The following is a 17,894-nucleotide window of genomic DNA, read 5'->3' as shown; positions in this document are numbered from 1 at the left end:
CGCCGCCTGAAAAGGCTAGCCGTTCTGTTAAAGAGTTGGTAAGGCGGTAATTTAGAGCCCTCTCGATTTCGAGAGGGCTCTTGCTTTTGGCGGGTCTAATGTTTGTGAATAGGCTCGTTATTACTTCGCCGCGGCACTCGCGCGTTGGCGCTCCGGCTGCTCGGGCATGACGTCTTCGGGCGCAACAGGCCCTCGTGCAAGCCCAAGACGCATGGCCGGGGTCGCGCCGTCATAACCGGGCTCCCAATAGTTAAAGTAGGTGCGGAAGATGGCGCGCAGCTTGACCCGCACCTCGGGGTTATACGCGTTCTTCCCGAACCAGACTCTTCGGCCAGCGTTCGCACTGGTGATACCTCGTTCTGCGAGCGTCAGGGCGCGTCGCACCCGCATGAAGAACCGGTCGATACCCGTCAGGGACGCTTTCAGATACCTTTTCGACGAATTTGCTCGATGTGGGCAATTGCAAGACAACAGAGAAATCCATAAAATAGGGACGTTTGTCCATAAATCATGGACAATTGACCATAAAATATGGACGTTCGTCCATAAATCATGGATGCTGTTTTGGGGGGAGGTGGCCCTCTTGATGTTCAGCGCGCTGTTGACCGCTGCACTTGGGAAATACGACTTTTAGCCAGAGAAATCACAATGAGTCTTGCGGACTTCCTCTTCCCACCGGGCTTGCAGCGAGTACTCGGCGCGACCCTGCTACAGCCGGACCGAAGTTTCACGCTAAGGGAATTGCTGCGTCTTGCGGAGAATGGGCGCGGCAGTACTCAGAAGCAAGTGGACCGCTTGGTCGAGATCGGAGTACTACTCGAAGACGCTCGACGAGGAAATCAGCGGAGCATTCGAGCCAACCCGGAGTTCATTTTCTATCCGGAATTGCTCAGCATCGCGCGCAAGTCATTTGCCGTTGTAGAGCCGTTAAGAGAAGCTCTTGAGCCATTCGCGGGCCACATCACCTCGGCGTTCGTGTTTGGCTCCGTGGCTAAAGGCACCGACCGTGGTCAAAGCGACATCGACCTGATTGTCGTTGGAGACGCTCCTCTTCTCGAGTTATCCGGGGCACTTCACACCGCTGAGCAAGACTTGATGCGCTCGGTCAACTTCTCGTCGTACACGCCTGACGAATGGGCGGAGCTGGTAAAATCCGACCCCATAATGAGTCAGATTGCTCAAGGTCCCATTCTGAAGATAGTGTGATGCCACGGCCAGCCGAATACGAAAATCTCATCAAAACGAAAGCTTTCGATGCGGTTGCACCGACCCCGGGAGCCATCGTCGGCTTCCTGCGGAATGCGGCGGACTACCGCGCCACTGCTGAGAAACTGGACTCTGACCGGCATCTACAAATCTTCACCATGGCCTACGAAGGCTACTTTCAAGTCGTCCAAGCCATCTTGGAATTCTACGAGGTGCGGACCAAGGATGCGGGGCGCAATCTGGCCATCCAGCGTGTATCGACCTCCTTGGGCGTCACAACCCAAGAATTCGCGTTCATCACAAAGGCACACGAACGTCGAAATGGTACGTCCTATCATTCACCGTTCCCTCCAGTTTCAAAAGCTGAGGCAACGACAATGTTGGACATTCTCACCAAATACTTACCCGTCGCGCATGCACTAACCGGGGCACCCTGAGACGAAGTACACAGCGAGATACCCAGGAAGTTGATGATGCGGCGCAGCGGCATCGCGTTCATCAGGTGAACAAAGATGTCCCGGTTGTGGTGCGTGTGCCGTTGCCCCTGGGTCGGTCTGCCGCCGTGCTTGAACGCGAACACCTTTGAGCATCCGACGCATCTAAAACGCGGCGTTCCGTGGGCGTTTACGGCATATCTGGTGCAATGCGCCGCGTCTGGAGGTGCCGTCGCGAGGGCGCAGGCCTCGTTGGGACAATGGGGGAGAACGGGCTCGAGATACGCCGATATCCGCAGAAGCTCGTCCACCGACAGCCGCGTTGCTCTGCATCAGGAAGACTTCGCCGCACAGACTCCACTCCAGCGAGGGCAAGTCCTTGCCTTTGGCCACGACCTTGTAGTCGCCGGGCTTTCGCGCCGTTGGGGCACCATCTGCGGGGCGGCCCCGCTTGCCTGGAGGACCGGGCGGCACGCCAAAGTTGCCGTACTTTGGGTTACGGCAGAAGTTGGACTGAAACCCGGAAACGGCCGACGGAATCGTTGGAGGCGTCCCGGGCGACGCCCCTTTGGCTGAAGAAGATTTTTCCGTGGACAAGAAAACGCCCCAGTCGTTGACTGAGGCGTCAATGTGGGAAATCAGGAACCCCTTAGCAACTCTTTAACAGAACGGCTAGCCTGAAAAGGCGGCGTTTTGCATTCGGGCGCTTCAAGCCGTTCACCTCGCATCGCGCTCGATGGTCCACTTATCCCGTTGTCCGAATCTGCGCGGCCACCTCTCTTCGGTCTGATACCGGGCACTAGTCGCGCAGAGTCTATCGTGTCCCGTCGACGCGATCCGCGAATTCGGGCTTGCCCGAGAATTCCCTCAGATGATCCGGCAGCGGCTCGGACGGAAACCGGTGATCGGCCACCGGCGGCCGGAAAACCGTCGAGCACGGCACGATGCCGGTCCATACCGGTATTTCCGGCATGTGATCCTCCTGATCCGGAAATTCGTTGCGCACCTTCGCGGCGACCTGGTCTATCGACAATCGAAAGACGGTCATCGAATCGAGTTCGTCTTCTCGGACATCACGCAGCGTTTCCCAGCGGCCGGGGAGCGTTCGGCGGAAGAACTCACGCATGGCGTCGCGTTTTTCCTCGCGGCCATGGATCACTTCGGGTTGGCCATGGAGGATGACCGATCTGAAATTCACCGAGTGATTGATCGGGCTGTGGCCGAGGACGAGTCCGTCCATCAGCGTCACCGACAGCGCGACGGGGCGGGAGGAACAGGCATCGGCGAACCGTCCGCGCGCGGCGGAATGGAAGTAGACGTGTTCTCCGTCGCGCCAATAGGTCATCGGGATGATCTGTGGCAGGCCGGCTTCAACGAAGGAGATGTGGCAGACGTAGCCCGCGTCAAGGATCGCGTGAACAACTTCTGGCGCATACGAAGCGCGGCATGCGATTCGTTTCACGCGGTGCTGTTCCGTGGTTGGGTAGGTCTTTTGGGGGGCTGCTTGCATTGCTAGTCATCCAGTACGTTTACACGGGAACGATTTCTGACGCGTCTCTCCCGAAATTGAGGACGTCGAAACGCGATGTTACGTCGAGTCATGCTACGCGTGACAAGCGTAATGGGGCTCGGCCCGCAAAAAAATCCGGTGACACCACCGTAGCCTGGGTATGACAGTGCACCAATTCCGAACGCTGGCGGCCAATTGTAGTGACTTGATGATGTGAGGGAATCCCGTACAATGTTGATCGTGTGGACAGTGATCGAAACCCCAACCTTTCAGAAGCAAGCCGAACGTGTTTGGTCCGACGCGGAGCGCTTCGACTTTATTGCCTGGATCGCAGCGAACCCCGATGCGGGGGATGTGATTCCGGGGGCTGAGGGGGCGCGCAAGGTACGCTGGAAACGCGCGGGTACTGGCAAGTCGGGCGGTGCTCGCGTGATCTACTTTGACCTCACCGACGAGGAGATTGTGTTGCTCGTGGCGGTCTATGCCAAGGCCGAGCGTGAGAACCTGCTCCCTCAGGACATTCGAAAGGTGCTGTGATGAACGTCGAGAAGATTGCCAAAGCCATTGAGGCCGATGCGGGCGAGTCGCTGCCCGATCTGCGTCAGGCGCTTGAAGAAGCCAGGACTCGTGCCGGACGCGTGACGACTCCGGAGCAGATACTCGTGCGCCAGGCGCGCGAGGCGTCGAACATGACGCAAGCAGCGTTCGCTGAACGTATTGGCACGCCAGTTGCCACGCTGCGCGATTGGGAGCAGGGTCGCTTTGCTCCCCCGGGGGCTGTGCTGTGTTTGTTGCGCCTGATTATCAAACATCCGGAGTTGGCGGCTGAACTCGCGGCCTAGACTTGCCCGTACATTGGATAACGCCCCCGTGATCTGCTGAAGGAATCCTGAGCCGCTTCAAACCGCTCACTTCGCATCGCGCTCAATAATCCACGCATGCGCGGGATCGTTATGGAAGTGCCATTCGCGGCATTTACCCGCCATGACGTTCAGATAGTACGAGTCGTATCCGTAAGGCACCACCACCGGATGATAGCCGCGCGGCACCATCACGATGTCGTGGTCCTCGACGGCCATTGTTTCGTCGAGGTCGCGCGCGTCGGTGTAGACGCGCTGAAACGCGAAGCCCTGCGGCGGGCTCAGGCGGTGATAGTACGTCTCTTCGAGCGCGCTCTCCTGCGGCAGGCGGTCGGCGTCGTGCTTGTGCGGCGGATAGCTCGACGAATGACCCGACGGCGTGCGCACCTCCACGACGAGCAGCGATTCCGCGGGCTCGGTTTGCGGCAGGATATCGCAGATATAGCGTGTATTGAGGCTCTTGCCGCGCGTCGAACGCTTCATCTGCGCGGGCTCGATCAGCCGCACGGGCAGCGTGCCTTTAGCGGGCGCGCTCGCGACACCCACTTCGGCGCTGCGTGTCGCGCGCACCGTGATTTTCACGCCGGGCGGCACGTAGAGCGCATACGGTGCGGCGTCTTCGAACACGCTGTCGCGCGAGCCGATCCCCGACCAACGCTCGCCGCCCGCTTCGATATCCACCGTGCCCGTGAGCACGACGATGCAGCTCTCGCGTTCCTTCTCGTACACGTACACCACATCGCCCTCGGAAAGCCGGTAAGCGGCGAAGCCGACGTACTGCCAGCCTGCCGTCGAGGGCGTCACGCGCGCGATCGTCTGGCCTTCGCGCGCGGCCTTCACTAGCAAAGTCATGCTGCCTCCTTCGTTGCATCGAGCGGCGCATCGGCGAGCGCGCGCAGCGTGCGCCAGCCTTTCTGTGCATACGCATAGGATGGCGCGATGACGGGGTCCTGTTCGGCCTCGACAACGAGCCAGCCGCGATAGCCGTGGCGCTTGAGGCGCTCCACGATCGCCGCAAAGTTCACCGCGCCGTCGCCGGGCACGGTAAACGCGCCCGCGAGCACCGCGTCGAGAAAGCTCCAGTTGCGGTTGCGCGCGAGCTTCACGACCGCGGGACGTACATCCTTGCAATGCACGTGGCACACGCGTGCGACGTGCTTGTCGAGTTCGCGCACGGGGTCGCCGCCCGCGAACGTGATGTGACCGCTGTCGAACAGCAGACCCACGGCGTCGCTCGTGCGTGCCATGAGCTTGTCGATGTCGGCGGGCGTTTCGACATAGGCGCCCATGTGATGGTGATACGCGAGGCGCACGCCGCGCGTGAGCGTGTGGCGCGCGAATGCATCGACGCGCGCGGCGTAGGCGTCCCACTGCGCGTCGGTGAAAAAGCGCGGACGCTGATAGAGCGGACGCGCTGCGCCCTGGATCGAATCGGCGACTTCGCCGTACACCATCACCGTCGCGCCGTTTTGTGCCAGCAGGTCGAGATGCGGGCCGACGGCGGCGATTTCCTCTTCGACGCTGCGGCGCGCGAGCCTCCCCGAGTACCAGCCGGATACGAGCGCAAGATCATATTGCGCGAGCAACGTTTTGAGCGCCTGCGGCTCGCGCGGAAACTTGTTGCCGAGTTCGAAGCCCTCGTAGCCGATCTCGCGCCCTTCGGCGAGCGCCACCGAAAGCGGCGTTTCGCCGCCGAGCGACGGCAGGTCGTCGTTCATCCACGAAAGCGGATTGATGCCGATGCGTACGTCGAATGCGCTCATGTGCGTACCTCTGCGTACCTGTTGCCGTGGATCGTCATTGCGCCGGGTTGTCGTTGTCCGTGTTATTACCCGCGTCGCTGTTTGTATCGCTGGCGGCGCTGCCTGCCTCGTCCACGCCGCCGCTTTTCTCGCGGCGGCTGCGCGCGGCGAGCCGCTCGTCGTACTGCTTGCGCGCCTCGCGGACGTTGGCGCGCGACGACACCTCGGGCACCGCGACTTCCCACCACCAGCCGCCGTCGTCGGTCGTGCGGGTGGGATCGGTGTCGATGCTGATGAGGTAGGTGCGCGACGCGGCGCGTGCGCGCTGCATCGCCGCTTCGAGTTCGGCGACGTTGGCGACGTGTTCCGCCTGCGCGCCGAGCGAGCGCGCGTGCGATGCGAAGTCGATGCGCGGCGCGCCGAGCGGCCCCTGCGCGCAGTCGTCGAAAAGATTGTTGAACGGTGCGCCGCCGCACGCCTGCTGCAGGCGGTTGATGCAGCCGTAACCGCGGTTGTCGAGCACGACGATGATGAGTTTCGCGCCGAGCATCACAGAAGTCGCGATCTCGCTGTTCATCATCAGATAGCTGCCGTCGCCGAGCATCACGATGACTTCGCGATCGGGCCGCGCAAGTTTTGCACCGAGCCCGCCCGCGATTTCGTAGCCCATGCACGAGTAGCCGTATTCGACGTGATAGGCGCCCGGCTGGCCCGCGCGCCAGAGCTTGTGCAACTCGGCGGGGAGCGTGCCCGCCGCGCAGACGACGATGTCGTCGGTGGGCGAGCGGCTCGACGAGCGTTGCACGGCGCCGATCACATCGGCGTCGTAGGGCAGGCAACTGCGATCCTGCGGCGCATGCGTGAGGTGGTCGACACTCGCGCGCCACTCGCCTGCGAGTTGCAGCGCGTGCGCGGTCCAGTTGGCCTCGGCGCGCCAGTTCACGAGTTCGTCGGCGAGCGCGATGAGCGCGAGACGTGCGTCCGCCTGCACGGCGAGCCCGTCGTGCTTGATCGCGTCGAAGCCGTTGGCGTTGACGCCGATCACGTGCGCGTGCTGGAACAGCGAATTCGATCCCGTCGTGAAGTCCTGCAACCGCGTGCCGACGGCGAGGATGTAGTCGGCGTCGTGGGCGAGCGCGTTGGCTGCGGGCGAGCCCGTCACGCCGATCGCGCCCACGTTGAGCGGATCGTCCCACGCGAGCGCACCTTTGCCGGCCTGGGTTTCCGCGACGGGAATGCCGCGGGCGGCCGCGAGCGACTGCAACGCCTCCGACGCGTGCGAATACAGCACGCCCCCGCCCGCGACGATCAGCGGACGCTTCGCGCGATGCAACTGGGCCAGTGCGGCGTCGATTTCGGCCTGCACGGGCGCGGGTGCATGAAAACTCACGAGGCGCGGCGTGAAAAAGCTCGCCGGGTAGTCCCACGCGGCGGATTGCACGTCCTGCGGCAGCGCGAGCGTGACGGGGCCGCACAGCGCCGCGTCGGTCAGCACGCGCAGCGCGCGCGGCAGCGCCGTCAGCAGTTGCGCGGGATGGACGATGCGGTCGAAGTAGCGCGAAACGGGTTTGAGCGCGTCGTTGGCGGAGAGGCCGCCGTCGTGCGTGTCCTCGACCTGCTGCAGCACGGGATCCGGTGCGCGCGAAACGAAAATGTCGCCGGGCAGCAGCAGGATCGGCAGACGGTTCACATGCGCGAGCGCCGCAGCCGTGACGAGGTTGGTCGCGCCGGGTCCGATCGACGTCGTCACCGCCATCATGCGGCGGCGCAATTGCGCCTTCGCGTAGGCAATCGCGCTGTGCGCCATCGCCTGTTCGTTATGCGCGCGCAGTGTGGGCAACTCGTGGCGCCACTGATAGAGCGCTTCGCCGAGCCCGGCCACGTTGCCATGGCCGAAGATCGCGAACACGCCGCCAAAGAGCGGTTCGGTGCGGCCGGAGCCGTCTTCGCAGGCGACGCGCTGTGCAGCGAGGTAGCGTACCAGCGCCTGCGCAGCCGTGAGACGCACGGTCTGTCCGGACGCCATGTGCGCCGCGTGCGTCGATGCAGGCTGGCTTTCGTTCACGGCGGAAGCGATGCGCTGGTTCATGCTGCTCTCTCCTCGTGCGTCTGCGATCGGTCGCCGTTCGCTTGTGCGTTGCCATCCGCATTGGCGTGCGCGTTGCTGCGTGCGTCGTGCCACGTCGCGATCAGCGTTTCGAACGTGCGGCGCACGCGTGCGATCAGTTCGTCGTCGCCGATCTCGCCCGCGAGCCACGCGAGCGCAGGCTCGTGGTGGATCGTGCGGCCCACGGTGAAGCCGCGGCAGGTCGCCGACTGCGCCGCGCTGCGCAGGCCTGTGAGCATTTGCTCGACGCTTGCCGACAGTCCGAGCAGCACGACGCCTCGGCAGTACGGGTCGCGTTCGGCGATGAGCGCGTCGATGGCGCGCCATTGCGCGGCGTCCATCGGTTCGAGTTTCCACCACTCGGGATAGATGCCGATGTTGTAGAGGCGCTTGAGTGCGCGCCACACCGTGTCGGGCGCGTTCGGCGCGCCGTCGAGCTTCGGCGGAATCACTTCGAGCAGCAGTTCGTGGCCGCTTGCCTGCACGGCGTCGTAGAGCGCGCGCAATTGCGATTCCTGCTCGATGCGCTGTTCGACCGGTTCGTCGGGATGGAACTGCACGAGGCACTTCACCGTGTGCTCGATGGGCCAGCTCGCAAGCGTCGTGCCGATCGAGCGGCCATGATCGAACACGAGCGGGACCGACCCGGGCAACTCGACAGGGCGGCCGATCCACCAGCCGCGCCCGGTCGCGGCGTTCAGTGCATCCTGGCCGTAGTGGTCGTCGATCAGAACGCCGATGCGTCCTTGCAGACCGAGCGCCTGTTCGGTTTGGGCAACCGCAACGACCAGGAGATTCTTGAGTTGCGCGATGCGCGATTCGTCGGCGCCCGCTTGCTGCGCGAGATCGAAGAACTGATTGCGATGGTCGAAGGCGAAACCGAGCACCTCGTCGCGAGGCGTGCGTGCGGGCGTCACGCGATGCAGGCGCGCGAGCGTGGCGTCGCGGTCCGGGCGGCGCATGCGCTCAGGGTCGGCTGCGGCTTCGCGCAGGAAGTAGTCGAGTTCGGCGGGCGTCGGCATGGCAGGCGCGCAGCCGTGGCGCGACACCACGAGCGCGCCGCATGCGTTGGCCGTGCGCGCGCAGTCTTCGAGCGGCGCGTCGCGCAGCCATCCCGAGAGGAAGCCCGCGGCGAATGCATCGCCCGCGCCGAGCACGTTGAGCACGTCGACCGCGACGCCGCGTTGCATCGGCAGATCGTCGAGCGATGCGGGCAGCGCGCCTTCGATGATCTGGCAGCCGAGCGGGCCGCGCTTGACGAGCAGCGTGGCGCGGGTCGCTTCGCGCACGCGCGCGAGTGCGTCGATGAGCGATGCCGCGCCGCCCGCGATGCGGAATTCCTCTTCGGTGCCGATCACGAGATCGAAGTGCGGCAGGATGCGCTGCAAATGTGCGGAAACGCCCTCGCTCGCGATGAAGCGCGTCTCGCCGTCGGCCTTGCCCGTGAGGCCCCAGAGCACGGGGCGATAGTCGATGTCGAGCACCGTGCGCACGTCGTTCCGCCGTGCGTAGTCGAGCGCCGTGAGGCTCGTGCGGTTCGTGTGTTCGGTGGAAAAGTGCGTGCCGGTAATGAGCAGCGCCTTCGATGAGGCGATGAATGTCTCGTCGAAATCCTGCGCGTCGACGGCCATGTCGGCGCAGTGCTCGCGATAGAAAATGAGCGGAAACGTGTCGCGGTCCTTCAGGCCGAGCAGCACGAGTGCCGTCAGGCGCTCGCGGTCCACGCGCACGTGGCTCGTGTCGCAACCTTCTTTTGCGAGCGTTTCGACGAGAAAGCGGCCCATATGATCGTCGCCGACGCGCGTGAGCATGGCCGTCCGCAGACCGAGCCGTGCGCAGCCGAATGCGATGTTCGCCGACGATCCGCCCAGATACTTCGCGAACGTCGAGACGTCTTCGAGCCGCGCGCCGACTTGCTGCGCGTAGAGATCGACGCCGAGGCGGCCGAGGCAGACGACGTCGCGACTTTTGCCGGGCGCAAAGCGCGAAGCCGCGGCGGCGGGGGAGCGGGTCGTGGCCATGTGCATTCCTCGTGAGATCGGTGCCGTTGCTGTGCCGTTGCAATGCTGTCGTCTTGTGCTCAGACCGTCGCGCCGTCGAGTTCCGCGATGAGCTTCTGCATCTCCGCGCCGCCGGCCATCATGTCGAGCACCTCGTTCTTGCTGATGGTTTCTTTCGTGAACGTGCCGAGCGAGCGCCCGCGATTGAGCAGGGTGAACGAATCGCCGATGGGGTAGGCGTGATGGACGTTGTGGGTGATGAAGATCACCGAGATGCCCTTGGCGCGCGCGTTGTGGATCAGCTTGAGCACATTGAAGCTCTGCTTGACGCCGAGCGCGGCGGTCGGCTCGTCGAGAATCAGTACGCGCGCGCCAAAGTGGATTGCACGCGCAATCGCGAGACACTGGCGCTCGCCGCCCGACATCGTGCCGATGGCCTGATGCGGATCGCGCACGTTGATGCCCATTTCCGCGAGCCGGTCTTGCGCGATCGTTGCACTCGCATCGAGATCCATGACGTTCAGAAAGCCGAACAACTTCTTCTGCGGCTCGCGGCCCATGAAGAAATTGCGCGCCACGGACAAGAGCGGCACAAGCGCGAGGTCTTGATACACCGTCGCGATACCGAGGTCGAGCGCCTCCTTGGGCGAAGCGAAATGCACGGGCTTGCCGTCCACGAAATACTGGCCGGAAGAGGGCGCGTGCACGCCCGCGAGCGTCTTGATGAGCGTGGACTTGCCCGCGCCGTTGTCGCCCAGCAGGCAGTGCACTTCGCCGCGCGTCAAGCGCATCGTGACGCCGTTCAGCGCGATGACCTTGCCGAAATACTTGCTGACGTTTTCGAGCGCGAGGATCGTGTCGGCGCTGTTATCTGTGTTTTTGCCAGTGATCGTGTCGGACATGGCGGGCTCCCGGTTACGACTGCGCGACGCGGCGGCGCACGTAGTGATTGAACAGCACGGCCATCAACAGCATCATGCCGAGGAACACGCGGAACCAGTCCGAATCGATGTTCGTGTAGGTAATGCCGATCTGCACGACGCCGAAAATCAGTGCGCCGAACGCGGCGCCGATAACCGAGCCGTAGCCGCCTGTGAGCAGCGTGCCGCCGATCACCGCGGCGATGATCGCCTCGAATTCCTTTTGAATGCCGCGGTCCGCGGCGGCCGAACCGATGTCGCACACCTGCAGCACGGCGAAGAGGCACGAGCAGAACGCGGTGAGCATGAAGAGCGAGATCTTGACGCGCTTGACGGGCACGCCGACGTTCTTGGCGGCGTTCGCGTCGCCGCCGACGGCGAGAATCCAGTTGCCGTAACGCGTTCTGGCGAGCACGAACGCGCCGATTGCGGTGAGCGCGAACCACCAGAGCAGCACTTTCGGTACGCCGGGCACGAGCGGCTGGCCGTTGTCGAGCATCTTGCCGATGCCGGCATGCGCGAGCATGACGAAGAGCCCCTTGAACGCGGTGCCGTGAAAGAGCAGGTTGGTGAGCCAGTCGGCTTTCGCGACGTCGCCGACGCCCGAGACGATCGTGCGGTCGGCGAACATGATCGACAGGGCGAGCGTGAGGCCGCGCAGGATGAACAGGAATGCGAGCGTGACGATGAACGACGGCAGCCGCGTGCGCATCACGAGATACCCGTTGAGCGCGCCGAGTGCGACACAGCCGGCGAACGCAAAGAGAATCGAGAGGGAGATTGGCCAGTGGAAGTACATGGTTGGGATGGCAACCATCATGCCCGCGAAGCCGATCATCGAGCCGATGGAGAGGTCGAACTCGCCCGCGATCATCAAGAGGCATGCGCCGACGGCGAGGATGCCGAGATAGGCTGCGACCTGCGACCAGTTCATCACGCCGTCGAGATCGAACATGCCGGACCCGCCCGCGCCGATGGCGAAGATGGCGAAGATGAGCACGGTGCCTGAAATCGCGGCGAATTCGGGGCGGCCGAGCAGATGCCCGAACCACGGTTCGCGGCGCATGCGTTCATCGGTCGGGGTGGATCCTGCCGATGCCTGCGGCGTGCCGCCGGGGTCTTGCGCGCTGCTGTCGTGTGCGTGTGAGGGGAAGTGCTTACCGGCTACGCCCATGATCTTTCCTCTGCTCTGTTGGCCTGAGCAAGCGCTTTGGCGATTACTCAGGCCTGGTACAAACCCGTCGGCCAAAAACCGCAAATCAGCGGTACTGACCCGCGTACTTCACGACCTTGTCGAGGTTCTCCTTCGTGATAAAGCCCGGGCCCGAGCGGATATCGCGCTTGCCGTACGACGGTTGCAGGCCGTAGGTCTCCAGACGCTGCTTGAACTTCGGATTCGCTTCGAGCAGCTGGCGGATCTTCACCGGGTCGGTCGTGTGTTCCTTCTTCGCGATGGCGAGCACCGCAACCGGGATATAGCCTTGCAGGTACGGCTGCTGATCGATGGCGAACTGGATCGTGCCCGCGCGGATCGCCTTTGCGATGTCGTCGGAGAAGTCGAACGTCGCGAAATAGATCTTGCCCGCGAGGCCCATCTGCTGGACCGCCTTCAGGGTGGCGGCAGCCGGAACCGGACCGAGCGTCAGAATCGCGCCCGTGTTCGGGTGGTTACGCAGATACGCGCTGACCTTCGACTGGATCTCGGTCGGGTCGGTGCCGGTATCGATGGTGGAGCTCTTGTAGTCGACGCCGATGCCGTCCGCGAAGCCGCGGCAGCGGTCGAACGACACGGAATTCGTCGCGAAGTGATTCACGCAGAGGAATGACTTGACGCCCGCAGCCTTGGCTTTTTCGCCTGCGGCCTGCCCGGCGACGTATTCGGGCTGCCCGACGTGCATGATCGCGCCGAGCTTCGCGCTTTGCTCTTCAGTGCCGGAATTGAGCGTGACGAGCGGAATCTTCTTTTCGGTGACCTTGCCGATCGAGCTCTTGAGCACGTCGAAGTCGGCAATCGTCGTGGCCACGCCGTCGTAGTTACGCGCGGCGGCCTGCTCGATCAGACGCGCCATGTCGGCGATGTCGCCGTTCGGCGGGTTGCGGTAGTCGGTCTCGACGTTGAAGTCCTCGTCGGCCTGCTTGATGGCGTTCTTGATGGTGTTCCACCACGAATCCGAATCCGGCGCGTGGCTGATCAGTACGAAGTGCGCGTCGGCGGCCTGTGCCGACGGCACGGCGAGCATCGACAGCGAACCCAGCCCGGCAGCGAGCGCGAGCGTCGCCGCGAGCCGCTTGAGCATTGCCTTGCCCTTGCGTTCAGTCATTGTCTCCACCTTTCTCGGTCTGTCGTTTTTAGGGATGAACCGGACGGCTTCGCGAGTCGAGGCCACCCCGCTCATCGAGAAGAGTAGGTCATCACCGAAGCGGATGCAATTAATATTTCACCGTAAATAAAAATGGAAAATATGTTCCATTCATACGTGAGCCTTCCTATAATCGGCAGCGTCGGCATGCCGCGGATGCCGCGCCCGGCAAGGGTTTTGCGGCGCTGCGGCAACCAGAGAGGAAAACGGATCATGGCGGATGAAACAACCGATGTCGTAGCGGGCGTCGACGAATTGATGCAGCGCATCGCACACGAATACGATGCGCTGCCGCGTCAGTTGAAGAGCGTCGCAAACTACATCGAACAGCACCGCGCGAGCGTGATGATGGACCGCACGAGCGACATCGCCGCGAGCTGCGGCGTGCATCCTTCAGCCGTGGTCCGCTTTGCGCAGCGCCTCGGCTTTTCGGGTTTCTCGGATCTGCAGGCCGTGTTTCGTCAGGCGTATGCGGGCCAGGGCACGTCGGCCACGAGCTACCAGGCGCGCATTCGTCAGTTGATCGACGCGAAAGCAGGCAAGGCGAGCCCGGATCTCGGCGGGGCGGTGGCGCGGGAATTCATCGGCGCGTGCCGCAGCGGGCTCGACGAACTCGAAGCGGGACTCGACGACGCGCAGTTCGACGCAGCGGTAAAGATGCTCGAACAGGCCGACAACATTTACGTGATCGGCGTGCGGCGTTCGTTTCCGGTGGCGAGCTATATCGTCTACGCGCTGCAGCACACGCGCAAGCGCGTGCATCTCGTCTCGGGGCTCGGCGGCATGTATCACGAGCAGATCCGCAGCGTGAAGAAGGGCGATGTCGTGATGGCGATCAGCTTCGCGCCGTACGGCAAGGAAACGCAATATTGCCTGCGCGTCGCGCAGCAGCACCACGCGAAAACGCTCGTCATTACCGACAGCCAGCTCTCGCCGCTCGCGCGCCACGCGGATGCCCACCTCTACGTGAAGGAGGGGAGCGCGTTTGCGTTCCGCTCGCTCACCAGCACTTTCTGCCTGTGCCAGGCGCTCTTTATCGCGCTTGCGTACCGGCTCGAACTGAATGTCGAAGAATCGACCGACACAGGAGGCTACGATGACTGAAAACGCAGGCAAGACGCTGGACGCGGCGGTATTCGGCGCGGGACGCATCGGCCGCATTCACGCGGCGAATCTCGCGCGCCAGCAAGGCGTGCGGCTCAAATACGTGATCGACGTGAACCGCGAAGCCGCCGCCGCGCTCGCCGCGCAGCACGGCGCGCAGGTGGCCGACATCGACGGTGCGCTCGGCGATGCGTCGATTGGTGCTTCCGTGATCTGCTCCAGCACCGATACGCATTCAGAACTGATTCTCAGATCGGCGGCGGCCGGTAAACACATCTTCTGCGAAAAGCCCGTCGATCTCACGGTCGAGCGCGCGCGCGCGTGCGCGCAGGCCGTGGAGCGCGCGGGTGTGGTCGCCATGATCGGCTTTCAGCGCCGCTACGATCCCACCTTCGCGGCGCTGAAGGCGCGCATCGAAGCGGGCGAGATCGGCACGCCGGAAATGCTCGTCGTCACGAGCCGCGATCCGGGGGCGCCGCCGATCGACTACATCCGGCACTCGGGCGGCATTTTCAAGGACATGCTGATTCACGACTTCGATATCTTCCGCTGGATTCTCGATGACGAAGCCGACACCGTGCACGCAACCGGCAGTTGCCTGTCCGATCCCGCCATCGCCGAGGCTGGCGACATCGACTCGACGGCGGTGACGATCCGCACGAAGCGCGGGCGGCTTTGCCAGATCAATACGGCGCGCCGCGCGGCTTATGGTTACGACCAGCGCTTCGAAATTCTCGGCAGCAACGGCATGCTCCAGGCGGGCAACGTGAGGCCGACCGAAGTCGTGGCGTGGTCGAAGCAGGCGGTGTCGCAGGACGTGCCGGAGGCGTTTTTTCTCGAACGTTATCGCGCGGCCTACGCAAGCGAAATGGCGCATTTCCACGATGCGGTGATGCACGGCACGCCGGTACGCACGACGGTTGCGGACGGACTCAAGGCGCTCGAACTCGCCGAGGCCGCGGCGCTGTCGTGGCGCGAAGGACGCGTGGTGAAACTCGGCGGCTGAGCGCGCTTTCGGCTCGCGCGCTTGTGCGCGAGCCGCTGATCGACCGTACGGAGGGAGGCGAACGATGCAGACGACAGAACGGGCCCGGCCGTTGCGCGTGGGCGTGGCGGGACTTGGGCGGCTCGGGCGGCGGCATGCGCTCAATCTTGCGTACCGCGTGCCGGGCGCGACGCTCGCGGCGGCGTGCAGTCCGCTCGACGACGATCTCGCGTGGGCGCGCGAGGCGCTGCCCGAAGCGCGCTTTTACGCTGATTACGCGGCATTGCTTGCGGACGCAACCATCGACGCCGTGTGGATCGTCACGCCTTCGGCGCTGCACGCGCAGCAGATCGTCGACGCGTTGCGCGCGGGCAAGCACGTGTTCTGCGAAAAACCGCTTTCGCTCGACGTCGCCGAGTGCGAGCGCGTCGTGGAGGAAGCGCGCCGCCACGACAGTCAACAGGTGACCATCGGCTTCATGCGCCGCTTCGATCCGAGCTATCGCGACGCGTTCGCCAAGCTGCGCGCAGGCGCAATCGGGCGGCCGTTTCTGGTGCGTTCGCAAACTTGCGACCTCAACGATCCAGGCGGCTTCTTCGTGCGTTTCGCGCCGCAATCGGGCGGCGTCTTCCTCGACTGCACGGTGCACGACATCGACGTGGCGCGCTGGCTGCTCGGCAAGCCTCGTACGACGCGCGTCTTCGCGAGCGGCACGATTGCGCTGCACGAGGGGCTGCGCGCGGCGGGCGACGTGGACAATGGCGTCGCGATCTGCGAATTCGAAGGCGGCGCACTGGCGATGTTCTACGCGTCGCGCACGATGGCGCACGGCAACGACACGTCGAGCGAGGTGATCGGCACGGCGGGTGCGCTTGCGATCGGACACATTCCGCGTGCCAGTCGCGTCGAGATTTACGATGCGCTCGGCGTGCGCAGCGAATGCACGCCTACGTTCTTCGACCGTTTCGAGGAGGCGTTTCTGATCGAGGCGCAGGCGTTCGTGGCGGCGGTGCGTGCGCGTGAAGGCGTGGGCGTGGGCGGGCAGAATGATGAGCAACCGGCGGGGCAGGGCGCGACGCTCGAAGATGCACTGGAGGCGACGCGAATCGGCCTCGCACTGCGCGAGTCGCTGCATACCGGGCGAGCCGTTTTGCTGTGAACGCTGCGTAAACAGCGCAGGGCATGCGCCGGCATGTGCGACGCGCCGCCCCGGAGGATGGAGCACGCGTGCGGTAAAATCGAGCCTGTCGCATGCGCCGCCTCCGGCGCGTCACTCGAAGGATCCTACCCCGATGCAGATTCAGGTTCACAAGGAAGTGGATGCGCGCGGGCTGAACTGCCCGCTGCCGATCCTGCGCGCCAAGAAGGCGCTCGCCGACATGGAAAGCGGCCAGATTCTCAAGGTGCTTGCGACCGACCCCGGCTCGCAGCGCGATTTCGCCGCGTTTGCGAAGCAGACGGGCAACGAGATCGTCGAAAGCACGCAGCAGGACAAGACGTTCGTCTTTCTGATGCGCCGGCGCTGAATGCCGGTACGCTTTTCTGTTCCGCACGCCGCCTGCGCCAGGTGCGCGAATGAAGGCGCGAACAAAAACGTGAATTAAAGCGTGAATTAAAACGTGAATTAAAACGTGAATTAAAACGTGAATAAAAAAATGGCCCGCGTTCATCGCGGGCCATTTAATTTGCAGCGCGTGCCGTGACACGCGCGGCGCTTAGCCTTCCATGACCGGCTTGCGCGTGTGCAGATATTCGGCGAATTCGGTCGCCACTTCCGGGTGGCGCAGCGCGAACTCGACGGTGGCCTTCAGATAGCCGAGCTTGCTGCCGCAGTCGAAACGCGTGCCGTGGTATTTGTACGCGAGCACCTGCTCATCGGCGAGCAGCGACTGGATTGCGTCCGTGAGCTGCAATTCGCCGCCCGCACCGGGCTTGAGCGAGCGCAGATGGTCGAAAATACGCGGCTTGAGCACGTAGCGGCCGACCACGCCGAGGTTCGACGGTGCGACTTCGGGCGCCGGTTTTTCGACGATGCCTGAAAGCTTGACGATCGCGTCTTCCCATTCCTTGCCGTCGACGATGCCGTACGAGCGCGTCTCCGAAGGCGGAATCTCTTCCACGCCGATCACCGAGCTATGGTAGTGGTCGAACACATCCACCATCTGCTTCATGACGGGCGGCGTGCCGTAGAGCAGGTCGTCGGCGAGAATCACGGCGAACGGGTTGTCGCCCACGAGCTTTTCCGCGCACAGCACCGCGTGGCCCAGGCCGAGCGCTTCGGGCTGACGCACGTAAAAGCAGTCGACGTTGTTCGGCTTGATGCCGCGGACCAGTTCCAGCAGTTTTGCCTTGCCGCGCGCTTCCAGTTCCGCTTCGATCTCATAGGACTTGTCGAAATGGTCCTCGATCGCGCGCTTGCTGCGCCCGGTCACGAAGATCATCTCGGTGATGCCCGCCGCGACCGCTTCCTCGACGGCGTACTGGATCAACGGCTTGTCGACGATCGGCAGCATTTCCTTCGGGCTTGCCTTCGTAGCCGGAAGAAAGCGCGTGCCGAGGCCCGCCACAGGGAATACTGCTTTTGTAACTTTTAGCATGGCTCTAGTCCTGGTCCTGATGCTGGTCCTGATGCTGTTCCTGGCGGCAGCGCGGCGTCCTGTAGAGTG

Annotated in this window: 18 protein-coding genes; 8 read left to right on the top strand and 10 right to left on the bottom strand. The window is 63.6% G+C overall.

What is annotated here, in order from left to right; all coding sequences use genetic code 11:
• The first annotated feature begins 648 nt into the window (after positions 1 to 648).
• A complete protein-coding gene (locus Q0L30_RS21935) occupies positions 649 to 1,206 on the top strand; it encodes a nucleotidyltransferase domain-containing protein (protein ID WP_296661751.1) in 558 nt (185 codons plus the stop codon).
• Entirely contained in the window at positions 1,206 to 1,643 is a 438-nt protein-coding gene (locus tag Q0L30_RS21930) for a hypothetical protein (RefSeq protein ID WP_296661750.1), read from the top strand. Before Q0L30_RS21935 ends, Q0L30_RS21930 begins: the two co-directional genes overlap by 1 nt.
• Before the next feature lie 811 nt (positions 1,644 to 2,454).
• Here Q0L30_RS21930 and Q0L30_RS21925 read toward each other — a convergent pair.
• Complete coding sequence (locus tag Q0L30_RS21925; protein WP_296661749.1) at positions 2,455 to 3,150, bottom strand: pyridoxamine 5'-phosphate oxidase family protein; 696 nt, start codon at positions 3,148 to 3,150, stop codon at positions 2,455 to 2,457.
• 240 nt (positions 3,151 to 3,390) lie between these two features.
• On the opposite strand from Q0L30_RS21925, the gene Q0L30_RS21920 reads away from it, so the two are divergent.
• Both Q0L30_RS21920 and Q0L30_RS21915 read left to right on the top strand, forming a co-directional pair.
• On the top strand, positions 3,391 to 3,687 hold the full coding sequence (locus Q0L30_RS21920; RefSeq protein ID WP_296661781.1) for a DNA-binding protein: 297 nt from the start codon (positions 3,391 to 3,393) through the stop codon (positions 3,685 to 3,687).
• On the top strand, positions 3,687 to 3,992 hold the full coding sequence (locus Q0L30_RS21915; RefSeq protein WP_296661748.1) for a helix-turn-helix domain-containing protein: 306 nt from the start codon (positions 3,687 to 3,689) through the stop codon (positions 3,990 to 3,992). Before Q0L30_RS21920 ends, Q0L30_RS21915 begins: the two co-directional genes overlap by 1 nt.
• 66 nt (positions 3,993 to 4,058) lie before the next feature.
• On the opposite strand, the gene iolB is transcribed toward Q0L30_RS21915, so the two are convergent.
• From iolB to Q0L30_RS21875, 8 genes are all read right to left on the bottom strand, one after another.
• A complete protein-coding gene (iolB, locus tag Q0L30_RS21910; RefSeq protein WP_296661747.1) occupies positions 4,059 to 4,862 on the bottom strand; it encodes a 5-deoxy-glucuronate isomerase in 804 nt (267 codons plus the stop codon).
• Entirely contained in the window at positions 4,859 to 5,773 is a 915-nt protein-coding gene (gene iolE / locus Q0L30_RS21905) for a myo-inosose-2 dehydratase (protein WP_296661746.1), read from the bottom strand. Before iolE ends, iolB begins: the two co-directional genes overlap by 4 nt.
• A 34-nt stretch (positions 5,774 to 5,807) precedes the next feature.
• Entirely contained in the window at positions 5,808 to 7,841 is a 2,034-nt protein-coding gene (gene iolD / locus Q0L30_RS21900) for a 3D-(3,5/4)-trihydroxycyclohexane-1,2-dione acylhydrolase (decyclizing) (protein ID WP_296661745.1), read from the bottom strand.
• Complete coding sequence (gene iolC / locus Q0L30_RS21895) at positions 7,838 to 9,880, bottom strand: 5-dehydro-2-deoxygluconokinase (RefSeq protein ID WP_296661744.1); 2,043 nt, start codon at positions 9,878 to 9,880, stop codon at positions 7,838 to 7,840. Before iolC ends, iolD begins: the two co-directional genes overlap by 4 nt.
• 59 nt (positions 9,881 to 9,939) lie before the next feature.
• Positions 9,940 to 10,761: an ATP-binding cassette domain-containing protein gene (locus Q0L30_RS21890; protein WP_296661743.1), complete on the bottom strand. Its 822-nt coding sequence runs from the start codon at positions 10,759 to 10,761 to the stop codon at positions 9,940 to 9,942.
• 13 nt (positions 10,762 to 10,774) lie between these two features.
• Positions 10,775 to 11,953, bottom strand: a complete 1,179-nt coding sequence (locus Q0L30_RS21885) for an ABC transporter permease (RefSeq protein ID WP_296661742.1) — start codon at positions 11,951 to 11,953, stop codon at positions 10,775 to 10,777.
• 85 nt (positions 11,954 to 12,038) lie between these two features.
• A complete protein-coding gene (locus tag Q0L30_RS21880; protein ID WP_296661741.1) occupies positions 12,039 to 13,100 on the bottom strand; it encodes a sugar ABC transporter substrate-binding protein in 1,062 nt (353 codons plus the stop codon).
• Positions 13,101 to 13,171: 71 nt separating this feature from the next.
• Positions 13,172 to 13,354: a hypothetical protein gene (locus tag Q0L30_RS21875; protein WP_296661740.1), complete on the bottom strand. Its 183-nt coding sequence runs from the start codon at positions 13,352 to 13,354 to the stop codon at positions 13,172 to 13,174.
• Here Q0L30_RS21875 and Q0L30_RS21870 point away from each other — a divergent pair.
• From Q0L30_RS21870 to Q0L30_RS21855, 4 genes are all read left to right on the top strand, one after another.
• A complete protein-coding gene (locus Q0L30_RS21870; RefSeq protein ID WP_296661739.1) occupies positions 13,353 to 14,243 on the top strand; it encodes a MurR/RpiR family transcriptional regulator in 891 nt (296 codons plus the stop codon). The genes Q0L30_RS21875 and Q0L30_RS21870 overlap by 2 nt on opposite strands.
• Complete coding sequence (gene iolG, locus Q0L30_RS21865) at positions 14,236 to 15,249, top strand: inositol 2-dehydrogenase (RefSeq protein WP_296661738.1); 1,014 nt, start codon at positions 14,236 to 14,238, stop codon at positions 15,247 to 15,249. Before Q0L30_RS21870 ends, iolG begins: the two co-directional genes overlap by 8 nt.
• Positions 15,250 to 15,313: 64 nt before the next feature.
• A complete protein-coding gene (locus tag Q0L30_RS21860; RefSeq protein ID WP_296661737.1) occupies positions 15,314 to 16,387 on the top strand; it encodes a Gfo/Idh/MocA family oxidoreductase in 1,074 nt (357 codons plus the stop codon).
• A gap of 139 nt (positions 16,388 to 16,526) precedes the next feature.
• The gene (locus Q0L30_RS21855) at positions 16,527 to 16,754 is read left to right on the top strand and encodes a sulfurtransferase TusA family protein (RefSeq protein ID WP_027815106.1); all 228 of its coding nucleotides are present in this window, start codon (positions 16,527 to 16,529) and stop codon (positions 16,752 to 16,754) included.
• Positions 16,755 to 16,943: 189 nt separating this feature from the next.
• Here Q0L30_RS21855 and galU read toward each other — a convergent pair whose 3' ends face one another.
• Positions 16,944 to 17,825, bottom strand: a complete 882-nt coding sequence (gene galU, locus Q0L30_RS21850) for a UTP--glucose-1-phosphate uridylyltransferase GalU (RefSeq protein WP_296661736.1) — start codon at positions 17,823 to 17,825, stop codon at positions 16,944 to 16,946.
• Positions 17,826 to 17,894 lie beyond the last annotated feature (69 nt).

It is taken from the genome of Paraburkholderia sp., from assembly GCF_024281035.1.
Lineage (GTDB): Bacteria > Pseudomonadota > Gammaproteobacteria > Burkholderiales > Burkholderiaceae > Paraburkholderia.
This window is presented reverse-complemented; position numbering and strand designations above follow the sequence as displayed.